Here is a 22,469-nt window from a genome sequence, read left to right as displayed (position 1 = left end):
CTAACCAGCGCAAGCAAGTATTTTTGGAGGAACCCATGGGAATCGCAGATGATGCTGTCGAAATCCGTGCCCGCGGATGGCGTACTTTGGCGTCATTACACGGATTAATCGATGCCGCACTTGAAAAAGACCTAACCTCCCAGGCTGGACTTTCTGTGGTCGAGTACACATTATTGGACGCCTTGAACCGGCAGGATGGCTGGCATATGCGCATGGCGCAGCTGGCCCGCGCCACAGCCCTGAGCCCCAGCGCAACGACGCGCCTGGTCACTCGGCTCGAAGATCGCAATCTGCTCTCGCGCGTGCTGTGCGCTGATGACCGCCGCGGCATTTACACCGAACTCACCGCCGCTGGGCACGAGCTGTACCAGAAGGCCAAGCCCATCCACGATGCCACGCTGGAACGCGTGTTGAAGCAGGCCGAGGAGCAGCCCGAGCTGGCGCCGCTGGCCCGCATTCTCCACGAGTTCTCTGCCGCTTAGCCAATCGATGATTCCGCAGGAAGGATCAAACTTGCCGCGTCCAAAATTCTCCGCTGTGCTCTTTGATTGCGATGGCGTACTGGTGGATTCCGAGTCCATCACAAACGCAGTGCTCCGAGAGATGCTCATTGAATTGGGATGGGACATCAGCCAGGAAGAATGCATCAGTATCTTCATCGGCAAGGCCCTCAAGGACCAGTGGGAGCCCATCCTTGCGCATACCGGTGTGCGGATTGATGAGCAGTGGATTACCGGGTTCAGGCAACGCCGCGATGTGGCCTTGCGCGAAAACTTGCAAGCCGTGCCCGGTGCCTTGGAAGCCGTCAAGCAGATATCTGCCGCCTACTGCGAAAAGATCGCCTGCGCCACGGGAGCCGACCGGGCCAAGGTCGAGATGCAGCTATCGATAACTCGGATGGCGCCCTTTTTCGGCAACCGGGTCTATAGCGGCATGGAGTATGCCCAGAGCAAGCCTGCGCCCGATGTCTATCTGGCAGCTGCTTCTGGCCTGCATATTGATCCGAGCCAAGCAGCAGTTGTCGAAGATACAGTCACCGGAGTGACCGCCGGTGTTGCGGCAGGAGCTACGGTCTTCGGCTACTGCCCGGGTGGACCCATCAGCAGCACCGAGGAAAAGCTCTTGGCTGCGGGCGCTGCTGAAGTATTTACCAACATGGATCAGCTACCCGGGCTTCTCACGCAAAAATAGCTGAGGCCAGGGCCATTTGGATGCCACAAGCAATGCAGATCAGCCTCAGGGCCCAAGGTGAATTCCTCGCCTCGCGGACCACGCCCGGCCAGCCACACAACCATCATGGTGCGCGCTTCCGAGCTCGCCAAGCGTTCGGGAACCGTGGCCAGCAGGTTGTCCAGATCCCACGTTGCGTATTCTTCGGGCCACTGGCTTGGCGAGTATCCCAGCCCAAGATCTACAAGATGCATCTGGACTTCGCGCAGGCGATGAGCTGGACAACCACCAACTCCGTAGTGCCCGCCGCCCATGAAACCGACGTTAGGCCAGTGAGCCTGTTCGCTTTGCTCAAGAAGACCGTCTAAACGACGAACGCTCGATTCAAGATCCGCCAAGATTTCAGATGCTGCATTCCGCGCACCAACCTCAATTTCTTGGCGACGCTGCTCTGCACCGTTGGCGTATTTGGGAACGTCCTCGCCGTTCAAGGCTCCTTCCAAACGCCGTGCATGTGCATCGGCATTTCTCGCAAGATGCGTCAGCACATGGCCTACGGACCAACCAGGCAATTTGCTGTCGTGTTGCATGCTCTCGTCCGCCTAACTCACGGAAGAATCCAAGGATGGCCGGACAAGCCAAGAGCCAAGCTAATGCCGAATTCCCTACTCAGGCAATCCTCAATCTAGACTGGAAAGATGATATTTGCCGTACTGCTACTTGTTGCCAGCTACGTTTTCCTCGTCTTCGTCATCGTACGTTGCGCGGATGGACGCATCGGCATCAACAGCATAGCGGGAATCAGAACGCCGACGATCATGACCGACGAACAGACCTGGCTAGCTGGCCATAAAGCAGCCAGAAATCCGTCTCTAGCCGGTACCATTGGAGCCATCGTGCTCACCATTGTTGCAGTTTTCCTACCGAATCTAGAATCGCAATCATTGGCTATTATCCTCGGTTGCTTATTGCTGTTAGCCGGCATCCTCTATGGAACAGTCAAAGGAACCAAAGCCGCACGAAAGATCTTGGCAAACCAATAGTCACAATTTTGAGCTGAAGGTCAAGGCTAGGCTCAATTAAAAGAATACGAACTTTGCACGGAAACACGGAGGAACACCATGCCTGCCCATGAGAACGTGCTTGGTTCAGAAGCAACCACCCTGAACAGGCTGTCGGTCATGTCCCTCGTATTCGCCGTGATGGCTGTGGCAGGTCTTTGGTTTTTTACAACTTCAGGGTTGGCAGTCTTTGCGGTGGGCGCTGGTCATGTTGCATTGAACCGGATTGCGCACTCAGGTCAGAGGGGCCGTTGGCTAGCTATTAGCGCCCTGATAGTGGGGTACGGAATTGGGTTACTTGGGCTGTTCGCGACTTTAGCTGCGATTCCCGCGATGATCCAGTCGTATGCTTCTTAGTGCTCCGGACCTGAACTGGTCGAGGGACAGTAACAGAGTAGCTTCTCTATCCGGCAATCGCAGGCGAATCGGAGTCGGCTAGCAGGATTCCCAATGTTTCTCGGCCAACGATGCCCAAAAGGTCATTAGGGCCGAGGCCGGCGGTCAGCATTGCATATCGCAGTCCCCAACCACGAGAACGACGCCAGATCGGGCTGTATGGTTCTGCTCCGTACTGGTCGAATGCCTCCGAAATTCCGGCAGGGCTGAAGTGCATCCAGAACATGCCAAGATCGCTGGCCGGATCTCCAATGCAGAGATCTCCGAAATCAACCAGTGTCACCGTGGAATCTTGACTTCCCGAGTCATCAACGATCGTGTTGTGCGGATGTGGGTCACCATGCAGCCAGACCGGTTGCCCCGCATATACTTCTGCTGCCAGAGCTTCGTCCCAAAGCTTGGATGCCGGTGCTTGCAACTCTGTTGCCAGCTGTGTGATTTGCAGGCGTGTTCGGGCATCGACCGTGTCCAGCGGGCAGCCTCGGAATTCGCTGGCAGGAGCATCCGGCTGAGCTGGTTGGTGAAGCATTTTGAGAAGCCCGGAAAATTCTTTGGCGTACGCGTCCCTTTGGCGACGCTTCATTTCTGCGGCGCTACTCCCGTGCGCAAAAGGACAAATAGAAAACGTGAATGGGTAGTCCGAAGTCGGCTTGCCCTCAAAGAGCGGGACTCCAATCTCAAGTCCGGATGCCGAGGCGAGTTCTGGGAGCCATTTGCGTTCTTTCGCTCCAATGGTTTCGCCCAGCACTCGACGAGGCAGCCGGATGATCAGTTCCGAACCAAGCCTGAACACTTCGTTATCCCAGCCCGTGGCCAGGTAAGTGATTTCTTCACTAGCCCATTGTGGGGCCTGGGTGCTGATGAGGTCGCGGACCAGATCGCTGCCGATAGCGATTTCAGCTTCAGGCATTGCCGGCTTGTTGGCGGATGTCCTGCTCATCGTTTAATCCTAATCCCGTATTGATTGCTCGACCATCCGCCGAGCTGGTATCTGAGAGATTTAGGAGACTGGGGCTGGAGCCTTCCTGCGCATCCAAACTGTCGTGCTCCCGTCCCCGGGGTCTTCTTCGAAGTCAAAAGTGAAGCCCGCGGATTCATAGAATCCCTGTGCATGTTCGTTGCCCTTGACGAATTCAAGACGTACATCGTGACGATCGCCGACATGTTGCAACGCGGTGTTCATGAGTGCAAGACCAATTCGCTTGCCTTGCGCTTCAGGAAGAACGTAGATCTTCCAAATCACTGCTTCGCCTTCAAACTCCCCCAAAGTCAAAGTACCCAATACCTTTTCGCCGACGCATGCCACGAAGGTCAGGTCTTCTTCAACGGTCTGCCGTACCGCTTCTTCCGTCCACCAGGAATTCAGATTAGCTAGGACAAATCCCGGCGAAGTAAAAGGGAGATAAGTTGCCGGCCACGTCAGTAATCCGATTCCCTGGATAGCAGGGATATCTGCTTCATCTGCTCGGCGTACGGAAATTGCTACGCAAAACTCCTTGGTGAATTACTTGGGCCAATTTGTGGGCGGCGGCTTCATGCCGCCCTTAGCTGTCGCAGGATTCATCGTCGAGTTACGCTCCCACATGAGCAAAGCCCCAGCAGCAGGAAGGAAACCTATGGCCGGTACCCACTGGAAAATTAGCAGCGCGAGCATTGCTGCCAGCAACAAGGCTAGTGCCGCAACTTTAGGCCATGACTTCATAGCGCAACTCCAACTGTCAGATTCCCGCGTAACCATCTACGCAAGTCTGCTCAGGATAGCATCGGAGAAAATTCTTTCATAGAGACAGCGGAATAAATTCGTCCACCTGCGTGGGTATTATTGGGGTTAGAATCTTACGTCTTCCCAGTCGAACCGGGTTGTGGTTCCAGATGCCCAGTCCTGGCGCAGTATTGCATGGGCAACCAATGAGAGATACCGCCTGCCCCCTGAAGGCCATCCCATCCGACAATGTGTCTCCATGATGAATCCAGCTCGGAGAAGGGTCTTGCGCATCGCAATGTTGCCTTCCCTGGTTTGCCACTCGAAGCGCATAATCTACAGGCTGCCACTAAGACCTTGGTACTTATTTACCACAGCATGAAAGTGCCCGGACATAGCCCCGGCGATTCGGGAACTGCAAGCCGGCGCTGGGTAAAACGCGAGAATTGCACTGCTGCCTTCCGGGCGCATCTACCTGAACGAGATGTTCGGGGGCAAGCCTACGGAATATAAATCGGACTTAGTCAGCATCGATATGAATCCCATTGCGACCGTACCCGGCCATCTACCTGCTGACCTTTCAGGTTTCCTTCAATGACTCCAAAACGTCTTGCGTCGAAATCACCTGCGCGAAGCCATCACCGTGAAGATTTGTAGCTGTCACCTGCATCAGAGTAGCTGCCGGAATGACTGTGCCATCGGGCCCCGCCAGATCGAAAGTTCGTGTGGCGTCGAGAGGGACAATGACGTCGAATCCAAGACAGGCTAATTTTCCCCCCCTCAACGCACTTGTCCCAGTCTAGATTCGAATCAGCGTATGCGATCGTCTAAACCAGCCCGTGCCATGTTCCGAAATAGCTCTTGAATTCGACTCGACCTGGTGCGAAGCCCTTCTGAACAGCTTCGGTGAGACTTGCAATGGCGGCTTGAACTCCGTCCAACAACGCCACGTAGAAACGTTCCGGGATGATCATGTGAGCAAACGTCGGCGCCAAAGTTCCCTGATCTTTCGTGAAGTAGGCGGAGTCCTATGCAATGCTGCCAAAGAGAACCGAGGCAATGCCCGATGGCTCAAAGCGGCCCAGTGCATCAACCCGTTTGATTTCGATCATTGCGATTCCTCCAGCCTCGACGAGTTCGAAGTTTCTAACCAATGGCTGATCGACCCCGCACCGTGAAGCTTTGCGAGAAGAAGCTCAGGAATCCCGTAGCAGTATCTACCAGTTACGGAAAAGGGTTAAATAAACTTTAGTCAGTAGGATCATCCGAATGGATCATAGTCATCATTCGACCAACTATGTAGCATCGATATTGGGCTCTTCAGGAATAAGAGTGTAACCACCTGAAACCAACACCCCGATTCCCGGGCATGTCGCCGAGCACGAAAAAGTCGAGGTCTTCCAGAAGAATGGAAGTTACTACACTAGCCATTTTCGAAAGACCTCGACGTTGCTCAATCCTACCTTCACCGCACCAGACCTCACCACTTTCACCAATCTTGACGGCTTGGGACTGACCGCAATCGGGCAACACCTGAGCGCAGCGAAAGCCGAAATCCTCTGCCACGTCACCAACCCGATCCCTTGGTGCCAAACCTGCGGAGCAGCAGGCATTCCACGCGATACCGTCACTCGCCGCCTCGCCCACGAACCATTGGGCTGGCGTCCCACTGTCCTAGTCATCAAACACCGCCGCTACCGTTGCGCCAATTGCCAACGAGTCTGGCGTGAAGAGCTGTCCCAAGCAGTAGCGCCACGCCAGAAAATCAGCAGGACCGGGCTACGCTGGGCGCTGGTTGGACTGGTCTGCCACCACTTGTCAGTCTCCCGAATTGCCGAAGGCCTCGGCGTCACCTGGAATACCGCCAATGAGGCTGTGCTGGCTGAAGGTCAACGCTTACTGATTGATGATCCAACCCGCTTCGACGGGGTCAAAGTGCTGGGAGTCGATGAACATGTTTGGCGGCATACCCGAACCGGCGACAAATACGTCACCGTGATTGTGGACCTCACCGCGGTGCGTGACGGCACCGGTACCGCACGACTGATCGACATGGTCCCTGGAAGATCCAAAGCTGTATTCAAAACCTGGCTGGCTGATCAAGAAGAACAATGGAAACAGGGCATTGAAGTCGTCGCAATGGACGGTTTCACCGGCTTCAAAACAGCTGCCGTCGAGGAGCTACCCCACGCGGTGGAGGTGTTGGATCCATTCCATGTAGTCAAACTAGGTTCCGAGGCGCTGGACCAGACCCGGCAACGGATTCAACGTGAGCAACATGGGCGTCGAGGACGCAAGGATGACCCGCTTTACAAGTGCAGGCGAACGCTGACCACGGGACTATCCTTGGCTACGGAAAAGCAGAAGACCAAGCTTGAAGACCTGTTCAAGGAGCCGGAGTATGAGCCGGTTCAATTGGTCTGGAGCGTGTATCAGAAGATGGTGGATGCCTACCGGCAACCGAAGCCCGAGGTCGGACGGTGGGCCTTGGAGCAACTGATCAACGAAGTTGGCACGAAGGTACCGAAAGGGTTGCCGGAGCTGAAAAAGCTCGGCGGCACCCTGCGCAGGAGGAAGACGGACATTCTCGCGTACTTTGATCATATTGGTAGTTCGAATGGTCCTACCGAGGCTTTGAATGGCAGGTTGGAGCATCTGCGAGGTATCGCGTTGGGGTTCAAGAATCTGGCGCACTATATCGCCCGGTCGTTGTTGGAGACCGGTGGGTTTAGACGGCGTTTACACCCTCAATCCTGAAGAGCCCGATATTGTCTTGAGGCTTACCGATAAATTGCAACCTCGTGGCGGACTGACCGAATCACAATGAAGGAGCAGTGGGACGCATGCTAACTTGGCTTGGACTCGGAAACAGGCAGAACAATGAGTCATTGCCGCTTTGGCACGGTGTCGACGAGAAAACGAAATGGGGCTCTCTGCTCGTCTGCATGGGCATTGCCTTTGTCGCTTTTCTGATCACGAATTGGCTCCTTGAAGGCACTTCCAGCGCTCCCACCTATCTTGCGCTCCTGATCAGCGCTGGCACTCTACTTATCAGCACCCTAATTGCTGAGCGGTCGCTCACCAGAGTAACCCCAGATGAGAAGAGCAATGAGGGAGACTGACAATTTACGCTAACTTCGTAGAAAAATTCCCGACAGCCATCTGTCGGGTTTTTTTATTCACCTTCCGGCGAAAAGTTAATAATACATAAATCTCACATACAGTTTATTGATGCCAATGGTAAACCCCGCTAAATTGTAGATCGCTAGGAGAATTGCGAAATCAGTTTGATGACATGCAGGTAGCCTCAAATGCCTGATGTATCACCAGTTTGGAATTCACACCCTGAACGCTGCGGGAGAATCCGTTCGCGCTCTGGGCACGGCCAACGCCATCACCGTTCAACCGTGAACTGGGCTGAATGTCGCTCAGCCTGCGGGATGGCTTCACCCTCAAGTCGAGAAAATCATTGGTGCTTGCCTCGGTTTTGGCGGCGCTGGCGGCATGGGATTCGAAGCCCTGGTCCGTTATCTCGCGACCCCGGCGAACGCGGTCAAATTCGTGATTCGCAGGATCGGCATTGCCGGCGCATTCAGCTGTGTGGGCGGCATTATCGGGCTGTACATCTAGACCGGCCTGAAGTTCCGTTTTTACGAGGATCGTTTTTCGAAAGTCATCATCGGACGTACGCATCTACAAAGAGATACGTATTTCTATTTCTTAGCGGTCTTCGAGGCCGCTTCCTTGGTCCAGTAGTGGAACCAAGGTTCGAAATGCGACAGCCCCCGGACTTCCTCTGTTGGGAAGGCCCGGGGGCTGGCGTCAGAGCTTTGGAGTTTGTGGCTTAGAGGCCCAGCTTCTCCATCACGATTTCGCGCACGCGGCCGGCGTCGGCCTGTCCGCGGGTAGCCTTCATGACAGGGCCCATCAGCGCACCGATGGCCTGCATCTTGCCGCCCTTGATCTTCTCGACCACATCAGGCATGGCAGCCATGGCATCATCCACGGCCTTGCCCAAGGCGCCATCGTCGTTCACAACAGCCAAGCTGCGCTTCTCGACGATTTCGCTCGGGGTGCCTTCGCCAGCGATGACGAATTCCAGGACCTGGCGGGCGATCTTGTCGTTGATCTTCTTCGCTTCGATCAGCGAGTTCAGCTCAACGATGGTCGCAGGAGTTACGCCCAGATCGGCGATGTCCTTGTCCGCGGCCTTGGCCAGGCGGGCGATCTCGCCCATCCACCACTTGCGGGCCACCGCGGCGCTGGCGCCAGCGGCAATGGTCTGCTCGATCTCGTCGAGCACACCAGCGTTGACCACGTCGCGGAATTCCTTGTCCGCGTAGCCCCACTCGGCCTTCAGGCGCTTGCGGCGCTCAGCAGGAGGCTCCGGCAGACGGCCGCGCAGCTCTTCAACCCATTCGGCGGTGGTGACGATAGGCACCAGGTCCGGCTCCGGGAAGTAGCGGTAGTCATCGGCATCCGACTTCGGGCGACCCGAAGTGGTGGAACGGGTGTCCTCATGCCAGTGGCGGGTTTCCTGGACGATCTTCGCCCCGGAATCCAGTACTGCCGCGTGGCGCTCGATCTCGAAGTGCACCGCGTGCTCCACCGCGCGCAGGGAGTTCACGTTCTTGGTTTCGGTACGGGTACCGAACTTGTCTGCGCCCTTTGGCATCAGCGAAACGTTGGCATCGCAACGCACGTTGCCGCGTTCCATCTTGGCGTCGGAAACGCCAAGGTTCTTCACGATTTCGCGCACTGCGGCCACGTAGGCCTTGGCCAGCTCGGGGGCGCGCTTGCCGGCGCCCACGATTGGCTTGGTCACGATTTCCACCAGGGGAACACCAGCGCGGTTGTAGTCCACCAGCGAGTAGTCCGCACCCTGGATGCGTCCGGTGGCGCCGCCCATGTGGGTCAGCTTGCCAGCGTCTTCTTCCATGTGGGCGCGTTCGATCTCGACGCGGAAGACTTCGCCGTCTTCCAGTTCGATGTCCAGGTAGCCGTCGAAGGCAATCGGATCATCGTACTGGGAGGTCTGGAAGTTCTTCGGGGTATCCGGGTAGAAGTAGTTCTTGCGGGCAAAGCCGCACTTCTGCGCGATCTGGCAGTTCAGTGCCAGGCCGATCAGGATGGAGTACTCCACGGCGGTCTTGTTGACCACCGGCAGGACACCGGGCAGGCCCAGGTCCACCGGGGTGACGTTGGTGTTCGGGGCATCGCCGAAAGCGTTGGGCGCATCGGAGAACATCTTGGTCTTGGTGTTCAGCTCAACGTGGACTTCGAAGCCCAGGACCGGATCGTAGCGATCCAGTGCCGTATCGAAGTCGACCAGTTCATCGGTGTAGTTGCTCATGGTGCCTAGGCCTCCTGCGCGATCGAAGCGGTGTCAATGGCTGGTGCCTGCGAAATCAGCGAGTGGCCCCACTGCTTTTCCAGCAGCGTTTCCAGTGCTGCGCCGGCACGGTACAGGCGGGCATCTTCGTAGGCCGGAGCCAGGAACTGGATGCCCACCGGCAGGTTCTCGGACAGGCCGCCAGGCACGGTGATGCCCGGGATGCCAGCGAGGTTGGCCGGAATGGTGGCCACGTCGTTGAGGTACATGGCCAGCGGGTCGTTGTCGTTCGCGCCCAGCTCGAAAGCCACGGTTGGCGTGGTCGGGGAAACCAGCACGTCAGCCTGCTCGAAAGCGGCGTCGAAGTCGCGCTGGATCAGGGTGCGGACCTTCTGCGCCGAGCCGTAGTAGGCATCGTAGTAGCCGGCCGACAGGGCGTAGGTGCCCAAGATGATGCGGCGCTTGACTTCGTCGCCGAAGCCGGCGGCACGGGTGGAACCCATGACGCGCTCGATGGTCATCGGGCCTTCTTCTGGAAGCACGCGGTGCCCAAAGCGCACACCGTCGAACTTGGCCAGGTTGGAGGAGACTTCCGAAGGCATGATCAGGTAGTAGGCACCCAGTGCGTACTTCAGGTTAGGGCAGGAAACCTCGACAATTTGAGCGCCGGCTGCCTTGAGCAGTTCCAGGGACTCGTCGAAGCGTGCCTGCACGCCATCCTGGTAGCCCTCTCCCTGCAATTCCTTGACCACGCCGATGCGCAGGCCGGTCAGGTCGCCAGCGGCACCGGATTCAGCGGCGGACACCAGGCCTTCGAGGTCCTTGGGCAGCGAGGTGGAATCCTTCGGGTCGTGCCCGCCGATCAGTTCCTGCAGGTAGGCCGAGTCCAGCACGGTACGGGAGACCGGGCCGATCTGGTCCAGCGAAGAGGCCATGGCGATGGCACCGTAGCGCGAAACCGCACCGTAGGTAGGCTTCACGCCCACGGTGCCGGTGACCGCCCCTGGCTGGCGGATGGAGCCGCCGGTGTCGGTGCCCAGCGCCAGCGGAGCCTCGAAGGAAGCCACCGCGGCGGCCGAACCGCCGCCGGAACCACCGGGAATGCGGTTCAGGTCCCACGGGTTGCGGGTCACGCCGTAGGCGGAGTGCTCGGTGGAGGAACCCATGGCGAATTCATCCAAGTTAGTCTTGCCCAGCATTGGCAGCTTGGCCGCGCGGATCTTCTCGATCACGGTCGCGTCGTAAGGGCTCATCCAGCCTTCGAGCATCTTCGATGCCGCGGTGGTTGGCTGTCCCTTGGTGACGATCAGGTCCTTGATGGCGATGGGCACGCCGGCCAGCGGGTGCAGTGCTTCGGCTTCGGAGCCGCCGGCGGCACGGATGGCGTCAACTTCTGCGGCTACCGCCAGCGCTTCTTCGGCGTTCACGTGCAAGAAGGCGTTCAGGGTGCCATCAACCTCGGTGATGCGGTCCAGGTGGGCCTGGACTGCTTCGACGGAAGTGGTTTCGCCAGCGCGCAGCTTGGCGGCCAGCTCAGTGGCGGAAAGCTTAATCAGTTCATTCACGGGATTATTCACCATCCAGAATTGCCGGGACCTTGAAGCGGTCCGAGTCCGAATCCGGCGCGTTGAGCAGAACTTCTTCAATGCTCAGCGTCTGCCCCACCGTGTCTTCACGCAACACGTTGGTCAGCGGGATCGGGTGGCTGGTGGCTGGGACGTCGGAGGCGGCGACTTCGCTGACGGACGCGATGGCACCGACGATAGCGTCGAGTTCACCGGTCATTTTGTCCAGCTCTGCGTCGCTCATCTCGATGTGGGCAAGGTGTGCCAGATGCACAATGTCCTCACGGCTGATGGCAGACATATATCTCCCTAGAATTGCGGTTGGGTTTCATAGACAAGTCTATCCCTTACCCGAGCACCCCAAAGCCTATATGCGATGCATTAGTTATGCTGTGCGCAATACCAAACCGCTCAGTTCCTGGCCCAGTGCGTTCTCCCAGATCCCCAGCACCCCTGCTTGGGCAGGTTTGCTGGCAACGGGACGGCGGATAATCACAGCGTCTTTCCCTGCGGTGTCGGCGCACAGCGTGATCCGCGGATCTTCGGTGAACGATTCGTGGCGGTGCTGCGCACTGACCTTGCCGGCGAGCAGTTCACGGGCTTGGGCGGCGAAGACCGGATCTCCGGCAGCATCATAAATGAAACGCTCCCCCAAGATCGCGTGATCGCTGGTGCCCAGAAGATATGTCTCGGCACCTTCCAAAGGCGCATCGCGATAGGTCAACGGCACGTGGTAGACCACATCGGAGGTGTCGGAATGATCTGCAAAAATCAGCAGTTCGATTCCCACTTCTCCGCGGGGATCTTCTAGTCGGAATCCCCCGATATTCTCCAGTTCCGGTGCGCCTTGGCCGGCATAGAAATCTTGCTCCTTAAGCCACTGGGTCACAAGTTCGACCTTGGTTGGAGACATAGTGGTGTTGTAGACGATTCCCATGAGCATAGTCTCTCAATTGCGCAGATTAGGCACAAGAGTTGGCGCAATAGTTCTTTGGCCTGCTGATTGCTCCTAAGATGGGCCCATGGAGACATCCCAGGGATGGAACAGCATTGATCAGGCCCAGCAGTACGGCGAAAATCTCTTGCGCGATGCCGTCATTGATTTACGCGAATCTGAGCAGGAAGACTTCGCGCACATGGCCGGTTGGTGGAACGCCCCGGCTTGGGCAGTGCTCCAGCAACGCACCATCAAGCCACGCCCCGAAGCTCCGCTGGCGGAAATGTTCGCTCAGTGGAGCCGCAACATCCCCTATTCAGGTGATGCCGGGTTCAGCATTTTCGAGCGCGGCACCGGAACCTTCATCGGGCACATCACCTTGCACGGCGGCGTGCTTCCGCATCGTGCCGCCGAACTGGCGGTGATGATCGGCCCGGACTTCGTAGGCCAGGGGTTCGGCACCCGCGCGATCAAGCTCATGACCGGATACGGTTTCCGCGAACTGGGGCTGCACCGGATCAGCCTGTGCGTGGCAGTGTTCAATCCCCGAGCTATCCGGTCATACGAAAAGGCCGGGTTCACCCTCGAAGGGCGCCAACGCGAGGTGTACTTCCACAACGGCCAATTCCATGACCAGGTGTTGCTCAGCCTGCTGTCCCACGAATATTTCGCTCGGCAGGGTTGAGGCAGCACTTCGTTGCGCTACTTGGCGGCTTCTTCCAGCATGGACTTCACCAGCGGTCCGGCGGACTGGGCGCCGCCATCTCCGTCCTCAACAAACGCGGCAATCGCCAGATCGCCTTGGGCTGCGATAGCCCACGCGTGCGCGTTCTTCTCACTGTCGTATTCAGCGGTGCCGCTCTTGCCGATGATCTTGCCGCTGCCTGCTGACTTCAAGTCCTTCAAGGTTCCGTGGTCCACGACCTCGGCCATCATGGTGGACAGCTGCTCAGCTTCCTCTTCAGTCAGCGTGGAGGCCGGCTTGGCTGGTGCTTGTGGTGCCGGTTCCAGCACGAGCTTGGGCTGCACCGTGGACTTTGCCTGGATCGAGGCCATCACGGTGGCCATGCCCAGCGGCGATGATTCCACCACGCCCTGGCCAATCATGTTCGCCGCTTGGGTGGTGCCTTCAGAGTCTTCGGGCACCGAACCGAAGACAGCGCCGGTACCGGTTCCGTCTTCTGCCAACAGGCCGAGGGCCGCAGCTGCCTCAGCCAGTTTCTTGCCGCCGATATCCTGCCCCTGATTCACGAAGATGGTGTTGCAGGACTGGGCGATGGCTTCGGCCAGCGGGATGGTGCCAACTGCCGAGGCAGGATAGCCGTCATAGTTCTTGAAGCTCTTGCCATCGACCACTGCGGTCGCTGGGCATTTGACCTTGGTGCTCGGTGTTGCGCCATCACGCAGCATCGCCAAGGCACTGACGACCTTGAAGGAAGATCCCGGGGCATAGGAGCCTTGCAAGGACGTATTCAACCCCGAAGAAACCGGGCCCGAGGAGGCGGCCAGGACGCTGCCATCAGAAGGGCGGATAACCACAATGGCCGAGTTCGAGTCAGCTTCGGCCAGCAGATCATCGGCGGCGTCTTGCAGTTTCACATCCAGGGTGGTCTTTACATCCTCACCGGCTGCTGCAGCGGTGGTGAACAGTTCCGCTACGGCATCATGCTCAGCGGTGTACTGCGAGACGGAAACTCCGGCAGTTCCCGCGAGGGTGTCGTTGTAGGCGGCTTGCAGACCTGATTGGCCGATCTGCTCCCCGGCCTTGACCTTTCCTTCTGATTTCTCAATATTCTCCGCAGTAGCCTTTCCGACGCTGCCCAGCAGCGGGCGTGCGAAGGAACGAGTCGGAGCCAACGGCAGCTCATCGTTGTGGAAGTTGGCACCGGGAATATCCTTGATTTCAGCGTCGGTGACTTCCCGGGTTGCGTCATCGCGCAAGACGATCGCTTCCACCCAGGCTTTCTCACCGGCTGCCATCACTCGTTGCGCATAGGCCTTTTCATCGATGTCCACGAGCTTGGCCAGCTTCTTTGCCGAGCTTTCCCAGTTCTCTTTTTCGGTGTGGGTCTTATCCATGCCAACACGAATCACCGGTCGGTTGGTGACAATGCTTGCACCTTCTGCATCGGTGATGTTGCCTCGTGCAGCTGGTTCGAAGCTTGCCTTGAGGTAGTCCCCGCTTTCAAACTCCGGGGCGAAGATCGCTGGATCCAAGCGCAGTTTCCAGGCTTCCGCCTCTGAATCGAATTCCCATACGGCTTGGGTGTCGTAGCTCAGGTCCTTGTCTGACTTGTCGACATCCCACACCGTGGTGATATTGACCGTCGCTGTCTTGACGCCGTCTTGCTCTTCTTCATCCTCGGCCGCCGAGCTCACGGTGCTCGTATGCTTGATCTCGCCCATGGAGCCAAAGGCGGTCTCCAATGCCTTGGCTGCTTCTTCAGCGTTGGAACCGGCGAATTGCACGCCGCTGAAATCACCGCTGTTCATAGCCGAGGCCAAAGCATCAGCCGAAGGTGCCGGATCGGGAGCACCTGCGCTGCAGGCGCTGAGCGAACCCATGACAAGGGACGCTACGGAAAGGGCAACAACACTTCGGCGAATAGCACTCATGGCGCCATTCTATTCATGCGCCGTGAGCCAGAACAACGCATGTCCGCCGATGACATCAACTGATCTTAAATATTCGGGATTGATTCAGTGCCTACAGGCTGTAGGCGTAGACAACCAATTTGATCTCGGTGTTGGGCACGACCCAGTCGCGTTCTGGAAAGTGCGTGAAACCCATCGACTCATACAGGTTGCGGGCAGTTTTCCAGCTGCTGCCGGTGGTCAAGGAGACTGCGTTGATTCCGGGAAGAAGCCGGGCTCGTTCGATGGAGGCCTGCACCATGAACCGTCCGACACCGCTGCGCTGCACTGCCGGATCTACACTGAGCATGCGGATTTCCAGCTCGTCCGCTCTGGCGATGTCCGCATACTCGCTGCCTGCACGGATCAAGGTCATGGAACCGATGATCTCGCCGGCCCTGCGCACCACATAGATTTCTGTCTGGGCTGCACGCTCGGCCACCTTGCGCACGAATTGCAGGTATTGGTTATCCGGGCTGTCGAAATGACCGGCAGCAAAATAGGATTCTGCGGTCAGCTCCCCCACACGCTGGTAGTGCTCGGGAGCCGCCAGCTCGATCGACAAATCGCCAGTGCTGAATGAAAAGGTTTGCGCGTCAGTCATGATGCTCTAATTTTGCCACGGCTTCACACGCTTTTCCGCGTTCTGCCGCAGCGGACGCAGCGGACGCAGCGGACGCAGTCGATGATTTTTACCTTTTTTTGCCCGTCGATACCCCGCTGATCTGTAGTGAAGTGAGCTGGGAGAAAAATACTGTGCAATTTCCGGAGGCGGAAACTTGCCCAGAAGTTTGTTAATAGAGTTAACTAACCCTGTGACTTCCCCACGCAAGGACTGGAATGTGCTGTCACACGGCAGCGCCATTTTGCCCTCCCATGGACGGGAACACAATCTCTCGCTGGTCCTGCAAACCCTGGCAGACCAAGGCGCCCTGAGCCGTGCAGATCTAGCACGCGCCACCGGGCTGACCCGTGTCACCGTCTCAGAGCTGGTAGCCGAACTGCTCCACCGGTCCCACGTCATCGAGACCGGGACGCAAGAAGGCAAGCGCCCGGGCAAGCCATCCACCCTGGTCGATCTGAACCGCCCTGGACTGCGGATTATCGGCGTAGACCTCTCCGGGATAATCCCCTTCAGGGCAGCCATCATGGATCTGGACGGGGTCATCCTGCAAAGCTTCTCGTCCCAGGGACGCGGAGCAACCGGCCAGGACGCGGCAGACCAGCTCTTGGAATTGCTCGACACCGCATTAGCGCAATGCCAGGTCCCCGTACTGGGCATCGGCATCGGCTCCCCCGGAGTCGTGACCGATAAGGGCATTGTCCTCTCAGCCGAAAAGTTCGGTTGGCGCGATTACGACCTGCGTTCTGCAGTCGAGCAGGCGACCGGCATCAGCACCCATGTACTCAATGACGCGGACTGCGCAATTCTCGCCGAGCACACTTTCGGCCAGGGCAGCGGCCATATGATCCTGCTGCGCCTGGGCCGTGGCGTGGGTTGCGGTGTCATCACCCATAACACCTTGGTGCGAGGAGCCGGATTCGCCGCCGGCGAGCTGGGCCATGTGCGGCTGCACGCCCAAGACACCGCCGAATGCAGCTGCGGGAATATCGGCTGCTTGGAAACCTGCATTTCGCTGCCTGCCATCTGGAAGGCGCTCTCCGAGGGACAGCCGAAAAACCAGCTGGACCAGCAGGTCGCGGCCTACCTTGCCAGCGCTGTCGCTCCGCTGTTGTCGGTCCTGGACATACGCAATGTCATTTTCACCGGCCCCCGCGATGTCGTCGACCAGGCGCTGGCCCAAGCACTGCACGAGGCCCTGGCCTTGCGATCGCATACGGCGCGCGCTTCCGACTTCCGCCTCGTGCTCAGCGAAGATCCAGAGCATCTGGTCCTTCGCGGCAGCGCAGTAAACGTGCTGTTCCACGAGTTGGGAATTGCCTAGTTCCCCGGCCGCCCCGCCATTTTGCCCTTATTTTCCAAAAATCATCACTGCCACAGATCGGAGAGTGCACACCATGCGCGTACTCATAGGTTCCACCCCTGACGAAGTTGCACGAATCGCGGCCGAAAACGTGCTGGCTGGTTTAGCCCGTCACGGCGCTGGAGCAGATCCGGTTCTGGGGCTCGCCACGGGCTCATCCCCGCTGGGACTGTACCGCGAGCTTGCTCGTGCGGTTCAGGAAGAACGGGCTGATTTCAGCCAGGCCCAGGGATTCGCCCTGGACGAATACATCGGCATTCCCGATACCCACGAACAGTCCTACCGCCAGACCCTGGTCAACGAGGTCTGCAATACCATCGGCCTGCCCGCCCAGTCCCTGCACGTTCCGCAAGGCATGGCTGAATCGGTGGAGGCCATTGAGGAAGCGGCCCGCAACTATGATGCGTCCATCGCCCAGGCCGGAGGCATCCAGGTGCAGATCCTTGGCATCGGATCCAATGGGCATCTGGGATTCAACGAACCCGGCAGCGCCCTGCGCAGCCGTACCCGCATCAAGCGGCTGGCTGCGAACACGCGTGAAGACAATGCCCGCTTCTTCGAGCGTCGAGCACGTCCCGACCCACTGCGTCACCCAGGGGCTGGGCACCATTTTGGATGCCGGCCGCTTGGTTCTGGTTGCCATCGGAGCGGGCAAAGCCAATGCTATCGCAGCAGCGGTAGAGGGACCGATCTCGGCTTCTTGCCCAGGTTCGGTGCTGCAGCTGCACCAGGACGCCGTGGTGGTTGTCGACGAAGCAGCAGCCGCAGGGCTGAAGCTGCGTGAATACTACGATGACGCGGCCGAAGAGCTGACCATTGTAGACCTCGCCGTCCACTAACCACCAAGTCACTGGCATACTTTAGCTATGGCCGTTTACTTTGAATGCGTTACGCACGCAGACGCCCCCTGCGCCGAGCTCTTTGAAAAATCGTTGAGCATCGACGCGCATACCGGCTCCATGGCCGAGTCTGGAGAACAAGCCGTGGCCGGGGTTACCAGCGGAAGCATCGGCTTGGGCGAACAAGTCACCTGGCGTGCCAAGCATTTCGGCATTCCATTCAGGATGACTTCACGGATTTCTGATCTGCAGGCCCCGCGCACCTTCACCGACCAGCAGGTGCGCGGGCCATTCAAGTCCTTCCACCACGTCCATGATTTCCATGAGCTGGAGCATGGAACATTGATGGTGGACAAGATCCATTTCAGCGCCCCGTTGGGTCCGTTGGGATGGCTGGCAGAACGCCTCGTACTTGGCTGGTACATGCCCAAGCTCATTCGGATCCGCAACGAGTATTTGGTCAAGATGCAAGGCTGAGCCTGCCGGCTAGCGGTCCTGCTGCTCGATGAGCACAGTCCACTGGCGTACCGCGCATGAGTTGAAGCCAGCGCATTCACCGCCAGATGATTCCATCTCGATCAGTCCGGTGAGCTATCCGGTCAAATCACTGGCATCCAGCGGAAGTTCGTGGCTGAAGGATCCATCGGAATTAACGGGAATCATCAGATCCGCTCTGTGCCGCGAGACGGTTTCGCTCGGCCCCAGGGCCAGCGGATATTCGGTTCCCTCGGGCAGGTCCAGCTCGCAGGCCGGAGCCACGGCCATGACAGTGGCTTTGGTTCCCTGCTTGCCTTCTTCATAGATCAGCTGCGGCTGCTCAGCTTCACAATATTTGTCTGCGACGCTCTTCGGTGTGGCAATGACTAGCAAGATCCCGGTCGCAGCCACGGCAACAAGCACCGCTGAAATCATGCTGTTTCTGATGATCAGCGATGAAACGCTGCGCATGCTACCTACCCTCCAGAGACCAATTTTCGGGTCGTTCTGTTCAGCGTATATTCACCTTCCCCGCAGCAGAAGCGCAGTAGGAACATGAAAGGACCTGCGGGGAAGGATGCAGGCAAGGCGGTTTGAAACTATCTTCGCGCATGTACAGTGGATAAGTCGCATAGGCGACTGATAACCGCTCCCCACACCCAAGGCCTGAGTCCTCAATGCAGCAGAGAACGGCAGCCAGCTCGACCAGCACAGTGCGAAAAATTGCCTTACTGGTTTCGCACCTGCTCTCCCCCATTATCCTGGCGACCATCTTGCTGCTGGTAACCCCCTGGCGCGATTCTTCGGTGCGCTGGAGCGAATCGGTTGTTGCCGCCCTGTTCACCACGATTATTCCGTGGCTGATCCTGGCCGGGGCAAAACTGCGTGGCAAGGTCACCGACATGCACGTGACCGTGCGCCATCAGAGGCACCGCATCTACGCCTACACCGCAGGTTTGATCCTCTGCGGGTTGCTCGTGCTCCAGCTGATGGATGCCGGTGCCGGGATTTTCATCGAGGTCCTCAGCATCCTGCTGGGGTTGGCAGTGGTGGCGGTGATCAACTTCCGGTGGAAGGTTTCGGTGCACCTGGCGGTGGGCACCTACGTAATTTTGCAGATCGCCGGGGCGCAGTCCGCCTTGATGCCGCTTATCTTGTGCTTCATCGCGGTGCTTTCCTGGGCTCGCATCCGCAGCTTCCAGCACACCGCCACACAGGTGTGCGGCGGTGTGGCTGTTGGCGTGGTGATCCACTATGCCCATCAAGGGCTGGCAACCGTACTTGGTTAAGCTTCCGGTTCGGTGAGCTTGGCTGGATCTACCAGTCCGGCGTACTGCCAGCCGGGGTTGGTCGAGGGGCGTCCTACCAGGCACCCGGCTTCCTCGGCAATCAAGGCGCCGGCAGCCCAGTCGTATTCCTGCGTGCCGTATTCTGCGTAGGCATCCAAGGACCCCTCAGCGACCAGGCACAAGTCCAATGCAGCTGAACCCAGCCTGCGCACATTGACGTAGTCCTCAAGCATCTGCCCCAGGACGTTGGCCTGGAATTGGCGGCGTTGGGCATCATAGCCAAAGCCGGTTGCCAGGATCTTGGCTTCCGATTCTGCTGGGCCGGCGAGCTGGGTGAGCTTTCCGGTGCGCAGGTCCTGCTTCCACGCTCCCAGCCCCTTCCCCGCGAAGTACTCAACTTGCAAGGCCGGTGCGACGATTCCCGCCGCTACCCAGGTTTCGCTGCCATCAGCGTTGCGCTGGCAGACGCCCACCGAGGAGCAGTAATAGGCAATATTGCGAACGAAGTTGGTGGTGCCGTCCAGCGGGTCAATGCTCCAGCGAAAGCCGCTGGGGTTCGCTGGCTTCGCACTGGGGTATTCTTCTCCGGTCAACTCATCGTTGGGACGGGAAGTCAGGATGGTGGCACGAATGGCTTCTTCCGAAGCACGGTCGAAGTCCGTTACCCAGTCCCCGGCCGCGGACTTGTCTGTGAGGTTGAACTGCGATTCATCGCGGCGGCCGAGCACCTCAGCGCCGGCTGCAGCAGCCCGACGGGCAACCAATACCAGCGGATCATGAGTTACTGCACGTTCCATTTCTACCCTTCCGTTGGTGCGGCGAGTGCTACCTCGCGCGCTGCGTCAGGACCTTGTTCCAGCAGGACGCCGAAACCAGCTTCATCCAATACTGGAACGCCCAGGGACTGCGCCTTATCAAGTTTTGAGCCGGCTGCTTCGCCAGCGACCAAGAAATCGGTCTTCTTCGAGACACTACCGGTCGCCTTGCCTCCGCGCACAATAATGGCTTCTTTAGCGGTATCACGCGAGTAATTTTCCAACGTTCCGGTCACCACGATAGCCAAGCCTTCGAGGTTCTTGGTGATGTTCTCGTCTTGCTCGTCTTGCATCTTGACCCCGGCGGCCTGCCACGAAGCGACAATTTCACGGTGCCAATCCACCTTGAACCAGTCCACCAGTGCTTCAGCGATAATCGACCCGACTGAGTCGATTTCGCTGAGTTCAGCTTCGGCATTGCCCGAGTCCAGCACCTCGAGCAAGGCGTCCATGGAACCGTACCGAGTAGCGATGGCCCGCGAGGCATTGGGGCCGACATGGCGTATGGACAGGGCTACCAAGACTCGCCACAGCGGGTTGTCCTTGGCCTTTTCCAACTCATCGAGCAGCTTCATGGTGCTCTTGGTCGGTGCCGATGGCTTCTTAGCGGTGGCCTTGGAATAGAAGTACGGGACCAGCTCGAATTTTCCTGTGCCTTCGCCCTTGACCCGCTTTTCGCGCCAGACCTTCACCTCGCCGAGCTCTTCGAGCTTGTCCTTGAGGTTGAACAGCTCTGCTTCATTCTTCAGCGGTCCAGGTCCGGCAGGCAAGATGATTCCGCCCAGCGTCGCAGGGTCTTCGCCAGGGCCACTGGTCAGTGCAGCGGCGGCCTCATATCCCAACGCCTCGATATCCAGGGCGCTGCGTCCGCCAAGGTACGCCACGCGCTCGGTCAGCTGTGCCGGGCAGGACTCCGCATTGAGGCAACGGATATCCACGTCGCCTTCCTTGGCCGGAGCCAAAGGCTGGCCGCAAGAAGGGCATTCGGTAGGCATGATGAAATCGCGCAGCTCATCGTTGCCTTCACGCAATGGAAGTACCGGGCCCACGATTTCCGGGATCACGTCACCAGCCTTGCGCAGGATGATGGTGTCACCGATTTTCACGTTCTTGGCCTTGACGACTTCCTGATTGTGCAAGGTCGCACGGGCAACGGTTGAGCCGGCAACAAGGACCGGTTCCATCACGCCGAAGGGCGTGACACGGCCGGTACGTCCGACCTGGACCTGGATGTCCAGCAGCTTGGTGTGCACTTCCTCTGGCGGGTACTTGTAGGCCACGGCCCAGCGTGGAACACGCGAGGTGTAGCCCAGCTGTTCCTGGGTAGCCAGGTCATCGACCTTGATCACGATACCGTCGATATCGTGGATCAGATCGTGGCGTTTCTCGCCGTGTTCGGCGATGTAGTCCTTGGCTGCCTGACGGCTGTCCACAACGCGTCCGTAAGGCGAAACAGGCAGCCCCCAGCCACGCATCAGTTCATAGGCCTGCGATTGCTCAGTCAGCTTGAAGTCGCGGCTGCGTCCTAGGCCATGTACGAACATGCGCAAGGGACGCTTGGCGGTCTGTGCTGGATCTTTCTGGCGCAGGGATCCTGCGGCGGCATTGCGCGGGTTGGCCAGTGGTGCCTTGCCCTGGGCAATCAAAGCTTCGTTGAACTTGTTGAAGTCCTCGGTGGCGATGAAAACTTCGCCGCGGACCTCGAATTCTGCGGGCCATCCCGAACCTTCCAGCTGCTGCGGGATATCGCTGATGGTCAGCGCATTGTGGGTGACATCTTCACCGGTGGTTCCATCGCCACGGGTCGCTGCGCGAACCAGCTTGCCATCTCGATAGGTCAGGTTCAGCGCCAGTCCATCGATCTTGACCTCGCACAGCCACCTGACCGGTGTCTGCGGGTGCAGTCGTTCGGCATTGGCCTGGGCACGTTCTAGCCAAGCTTCGAGTTCATCAAGCGAGAAAACATCTTCCAGCGAATACATGCGGCTGGCATGGGTCACCGAGGCGAAGGCTGCAGAAACTTCACCGCCGACTTCTTGAGTGGGTGAGTCCTGGCCGGCCAGGATGGGATAGGTTGCTTCAAGCAGTTGCAGCTCGTGGAATAGCGCGTCGTATTCCACGTCAGAGACCAGCGGAGCATCGTTTTGATAGTACGCATCGCGGTGCGCACGGATCTGCTCGACCAGCTGATCATAGCGGGTCTTATCAGCCTCTGGCGGAACGTTGGTGGTCTCAACTGGTGCTACGTCTTTTTCACTCACGTATTC

General features: G+C 58.4%; 22 protein-coding genes and 1 pseudogene. 11 read left to right on the top strand and 12 right to left on the bottom strand.

The window, feature by feature from the left end; translation table 11 throughout:
• Positions 1-35 precede the first annotated feature (35 nt).
• Together AARI_RS05030 and AARI_RS05025 are read left to right on the top strand one after the other, a co-directional pair.
• Positions 36-482 carry a MarR family winged helix-turn-helix transcriptional regulator gene (locus AARI_RS05030; RefSeq protein ID WP_013348249.1) on the top strand — a complete coding sequence of 149 codons (447 nt, stop codon included), beginning with the start codon at positions 36-38 and terminating at the stop codon, positions 480-482.
• A gap of 31 nt (positions 483-513) precedes the next feature.
• On the top strand, positions 514-1,191 hold the full coding sequence (locus AARI_RS05025) for an HAD family hydrolase (protein ID WP_226910937.1): 678 nt from the start codon (positions 514-516) through the stop codon (positions 1,189-1,191).
• Here AARI_RS05025 and AARI_RS19155 read toward each other — a convergent pair.
• On the bottom strand, positions 1,161-1,760 hold the full coding sequence (locus AARI_RS19155) for a maleylpyruvate isomerase N-terminal domain-containing protein (RefSeq protein ID WP_081461100.1): 600 nt from the start codon (positions 1,758-1,760) through the stop codon (positions 1,161-1,163). The two genes, AARI_RS05025 and AARI_RS19155, sit on opposite strands and share 31 nt — an antisense overlap.
• A gap of 108 nt (positions 1,761-1,868) precedes the next feature.
• Between AARI_RS19155 and AARI_RS05015 the strand changes: the two genes are divergently transcribed.
• Positions 1,869-2,213 (top strand): SdpI family protein, encoded by a 345-nt coding sequence (locus AARI_RS05015; protein WP_013348247.1) that lies wholly within the window; start codon positions 1,869-1,871, stop codon positions 2,211-2,213.
• Between the two features lie 421 nt (positions 2,214-2,634).
• On the opposite strand, the gene AARI_RS05005 is transcribed toward AARI_RS05015, so the two are convergent.
• Entirely contained in the window at positions 2,635-3,567 is a 933-nt protein-coding gene (locus AARI_RS05005; protein WP_013348246.1) for an aminoglycoside phosphotransferase family protein, read from the bottom strand.
• A gap of 60 nt (positions 3,568-3,627) precedes the next feature.
• Positions 3,628-3,993, bottom strand: coding sequence for a GNAT family N-acetyltransferase (locus tag AARI_RS20040; protein ID WP_226910938.1), 366 nt, complete (start codon positions 3,991-3,993; stop codon positions 3,628-3,630).
• Positions 3,994-5,778: 1,785 nt separating this feature from the next.
• On the opposite strand from AARI_RS20040, the gene AARI_RS04990 reads away from it, so the two are divergent.
• Together AARI_RS04990 and AARI_RS20265 are read left to right on the top strand one after the other, a co-directional pair.
• On the top strand, positions 5,779-7,086 hold the full coding sequence (locus AARI_RS04990; RefSeq protein WP_013347368.1) for an ISL3-like element ISAar19 family transposase: 1,308 nt from the start codon (positions 5,779-5,781) through the stop codon (positions 7,084-7,086).
• Between the two features lie 747 nt (positions 7,087-7,833).
• Positions 7,834-7,959, top strand: coding sequence for a hypothetical protein (locus AARI_RS20265; RefSeq protein ID WP_013348244.1), 126 nt, complete (start codon positions 7,834-7,836; stop codon positions 7,957-7,959).
• A 214-nt stretch (positions 7,960-8,173) separates the two neighbouring features.
• Here the strand turns inward: AARI_RS20265 and gatB are convergent, their stop codons facing one another.
• The 4 genes from gatB to AARI_RS04960 all read right to left on the bottom strand — a co-directional run bounded on the left by gatB (position 8,174) and on the right by AARI_RS04960 (position 12,163).
• The gene (gatB, locus tag AARI_RS04975) at positions 8,174-9,682 is read right to left on the bottom strand and encodes an Asp-tRNA(Asn)/Glu-tRNA(Gln) amidotransferase subunit GatB (RefSeq protein WP_013348243.1); all 1,509 of its coding nucleotides are present in this window, start codon (positions 9,680-9,682) and stop codon (positions 8,174-8,176) included.
• Between the two features lie 5 nt (positions 9,683-9,687).
• The gene (gene gatA / locus AARI_RS04970; RefSeq protein WP_041648519.1) at positions 9,688-11,241 is read right to left on the bottom strand and encodes an Asp-tRNA(Asn)/Glu-tRNA(Gln) amidotransferase subunit GatA; all 1,554 of its coding nucleotides are present in this window, start codon (positions 11,239-11,241) and stop codon (positions 9,688-9,690) included.
• Complete coding sequence (gene gatC, locus AARI_RS04965; protein ID WP_013348241.1) at positions 11,231-11,527, bottom strand: Asp-tRNA(Asn)/Glu-tRNA(Gln) amidotransferase subunit GatC; 297 nt, start codon at positions 11,525-11,527, stop codon at positions 11,231-11,233. The genes gatA and gatC overlap by 11 nt, the downstream gene beginning before the upstream one ends.
• Positions 11,528-11,611: 84 nt before the next feature.
• Positions 11,612-12,163 carry a maltokinase N-terminal cap-like domain-containing protein gene (locus AARI_RS04960; RefSeq protein ID WP_013348240.1) on the bottom strand — a complete coding sequence of 184 codons (552 nt, stop codon included), beginning with the start codon at positions 12,161-12,163 and terminating at the stop codon, positions 11,612-11,614.
• 85 nt (positions 12,164-12,248) lie between these two features.
• Here AARI_RS04960 and AARI_RS04955 point away from each other — a divergent pair, with 85 nt between their 5' ends.
• Positions 12,249-12,848: a GNAT family N-acetyltransferase gene (locus tag AARI_RS04955; protein WP_013348239.1), complete on the top strand. Its 600-nt coding sequence runs from the start codon at positions 12,249-12,251 to the stop codon at positions 12,846-12,848.
• Positions 12,849-12,865: 17 nt separating this feature from the next.
• On the opposite strand, the gene AARI_RS04950 is transcribed toward AARI_RS04955, so the two are convergent.
• Together AARI_RS04950 and AARI_RS04945 are read right to left on the bottom strand one after the other, a co-directional pair.
• Positions 12,866-14,779 (bottom strand): penicillin-binding transpeptidase domain-containing protein, encoded by a 1,914-nt coding sequence (locus tag AARI_RS04950; RefSeq protein WP_013348238.1) that lies wholly within the window; start codon positions 14,777-14,779, stop codon positions 12,866-12,868.
• A 91-nt stretch (positions 14,780-14,870) separates the two neighbouring features.
• Positions 14,871-15,401, bottom strand: a complete 531-nt coding sequence (locus AARI_RS04945; RefSeq protein ID WP_013348237.1) for a GNAT family N-acetyltransferase — start codon at positions 15,399-15,401, stop codon at positions 14,871-14,873.
• Positions 15,402-15,639: 238 nt separating this feature from the next.
• On the opposite strand from AARI_RS04945, the gene AARI_RS04940 reads away from it, so the two are divergent.
• From AARI_RS04940 to AARI_RS04930, 4 genes and pseudogenes are all read left to right on the top strand, one after another.
• On the top strand, positions 15,640-16,743 hold the full coding sequence (locus AARI_RS04940; RefSeq protein ID WP_041649390.1) for an ROK family transcriptional regulator: 1,104 nt from the start codon (positions 15,640-15,642) through the stop codon (positions 16,741-16,743).
• A 73-nt stretch (positions 16,744-16,816) separates the two neighbouring features.
• Positions 16,817-17,191, top strand: a pseudogene (locus AARI_RS20350) (6-phosphogluconolactonase); the annotation flags it as partial.
• 127 nt (positions 17,192-17,318) lie between these two features.
• Positions 17,319-17,621, top strand: a complete 303-nt coding sequence (locus AARI_RS20345; RefSeq protein WP_322786118.1) for a sugar phosphate isomerase family — start codon at positions 17,319-17,321, stop codon at positions 17,619-17,621.
• A gap of 27 nt (positions 17,622-17,648) precedes the next feature.
• Entirely contained in the window at positions 17,649-18,098 is a 450-nt protein-coding gene (locus AARI_RS04930) for an SRPBCC family protein (protein ID WP_013348235.1), read from the top strand.
• 114 nt (positions 18,099-18,212) lie between these two features.
• Here AARI_RS04930 and AARI_RS04925 read toward each other — a convergent pair whose 3' ends face one another.
• Positions 18,213-18,569, bottom strand: coding sequence for a hypothetical protein (locus AARI_RS04925; RefSeq protein ID WP_013348234.1), 357 nt, complete (start codon positions 18,567-18,569; stop codon positions 18,213-18,215).
• 206 nt (positions 18,570-18,775) lie between these two features.
• Here AARI_RS04925 and AARI_RS04920 point away from each other — a divergent pair, with 206 nt between their 5' ends.
• Entirely contained in the window at positions 18,776-19,387 is a 612-nt protein-coding gene (locus tag AARI_RS04920) for a hypothetical protein (protein ID WP_013348233.1), read from the top strand.
• Here AARI_RS04920 and AARI_RS04915 read toward each other — a convergent pair.
• Together AARI_RS04915 and ligA are read right to left on the bottom strand one after the other, a co-directional pair.
• A complete protein-coding gene (locus AARI_RS04915) occupies positions 19,384-20,184 on the bottom strand; it encodes an inositol monophosphatase family protein (protein WP_013348232.1) in 801 nt (266 codons plus the stop codon). The genes AARI_RS04920 and AARI_RS04915 overlap by 4 nt on opposite strands.
• A 2-nt stretch (positions 20,185-20,186) precedes the next feature.
• Entirely contained in the window at positions 20,187-22,463 is a 2,277-nt protein-coding gene (ligA, locus tag AARI_RS04910; protein WP_231849444.1) for an NAD-dependent DNA ligase LigA, read from the bottom strand.
• Between the last annotated feature and the right edge of the window lie 6 nt (positions 22,464-22,469).

Source organism: Glutamicibacter arilaitensis Re117 (genome assembly GCF_000197735.1).
Lineage (GTDB): Bacteria > Actinomycetota > Actinomycetes > Actinomycetales > Micrococcaceae > Glutamicibacter > Glutamicibacter arilaitensis.
This window is presented reverse-complemented; position numbering and strand designations above follow the sequence as displayed.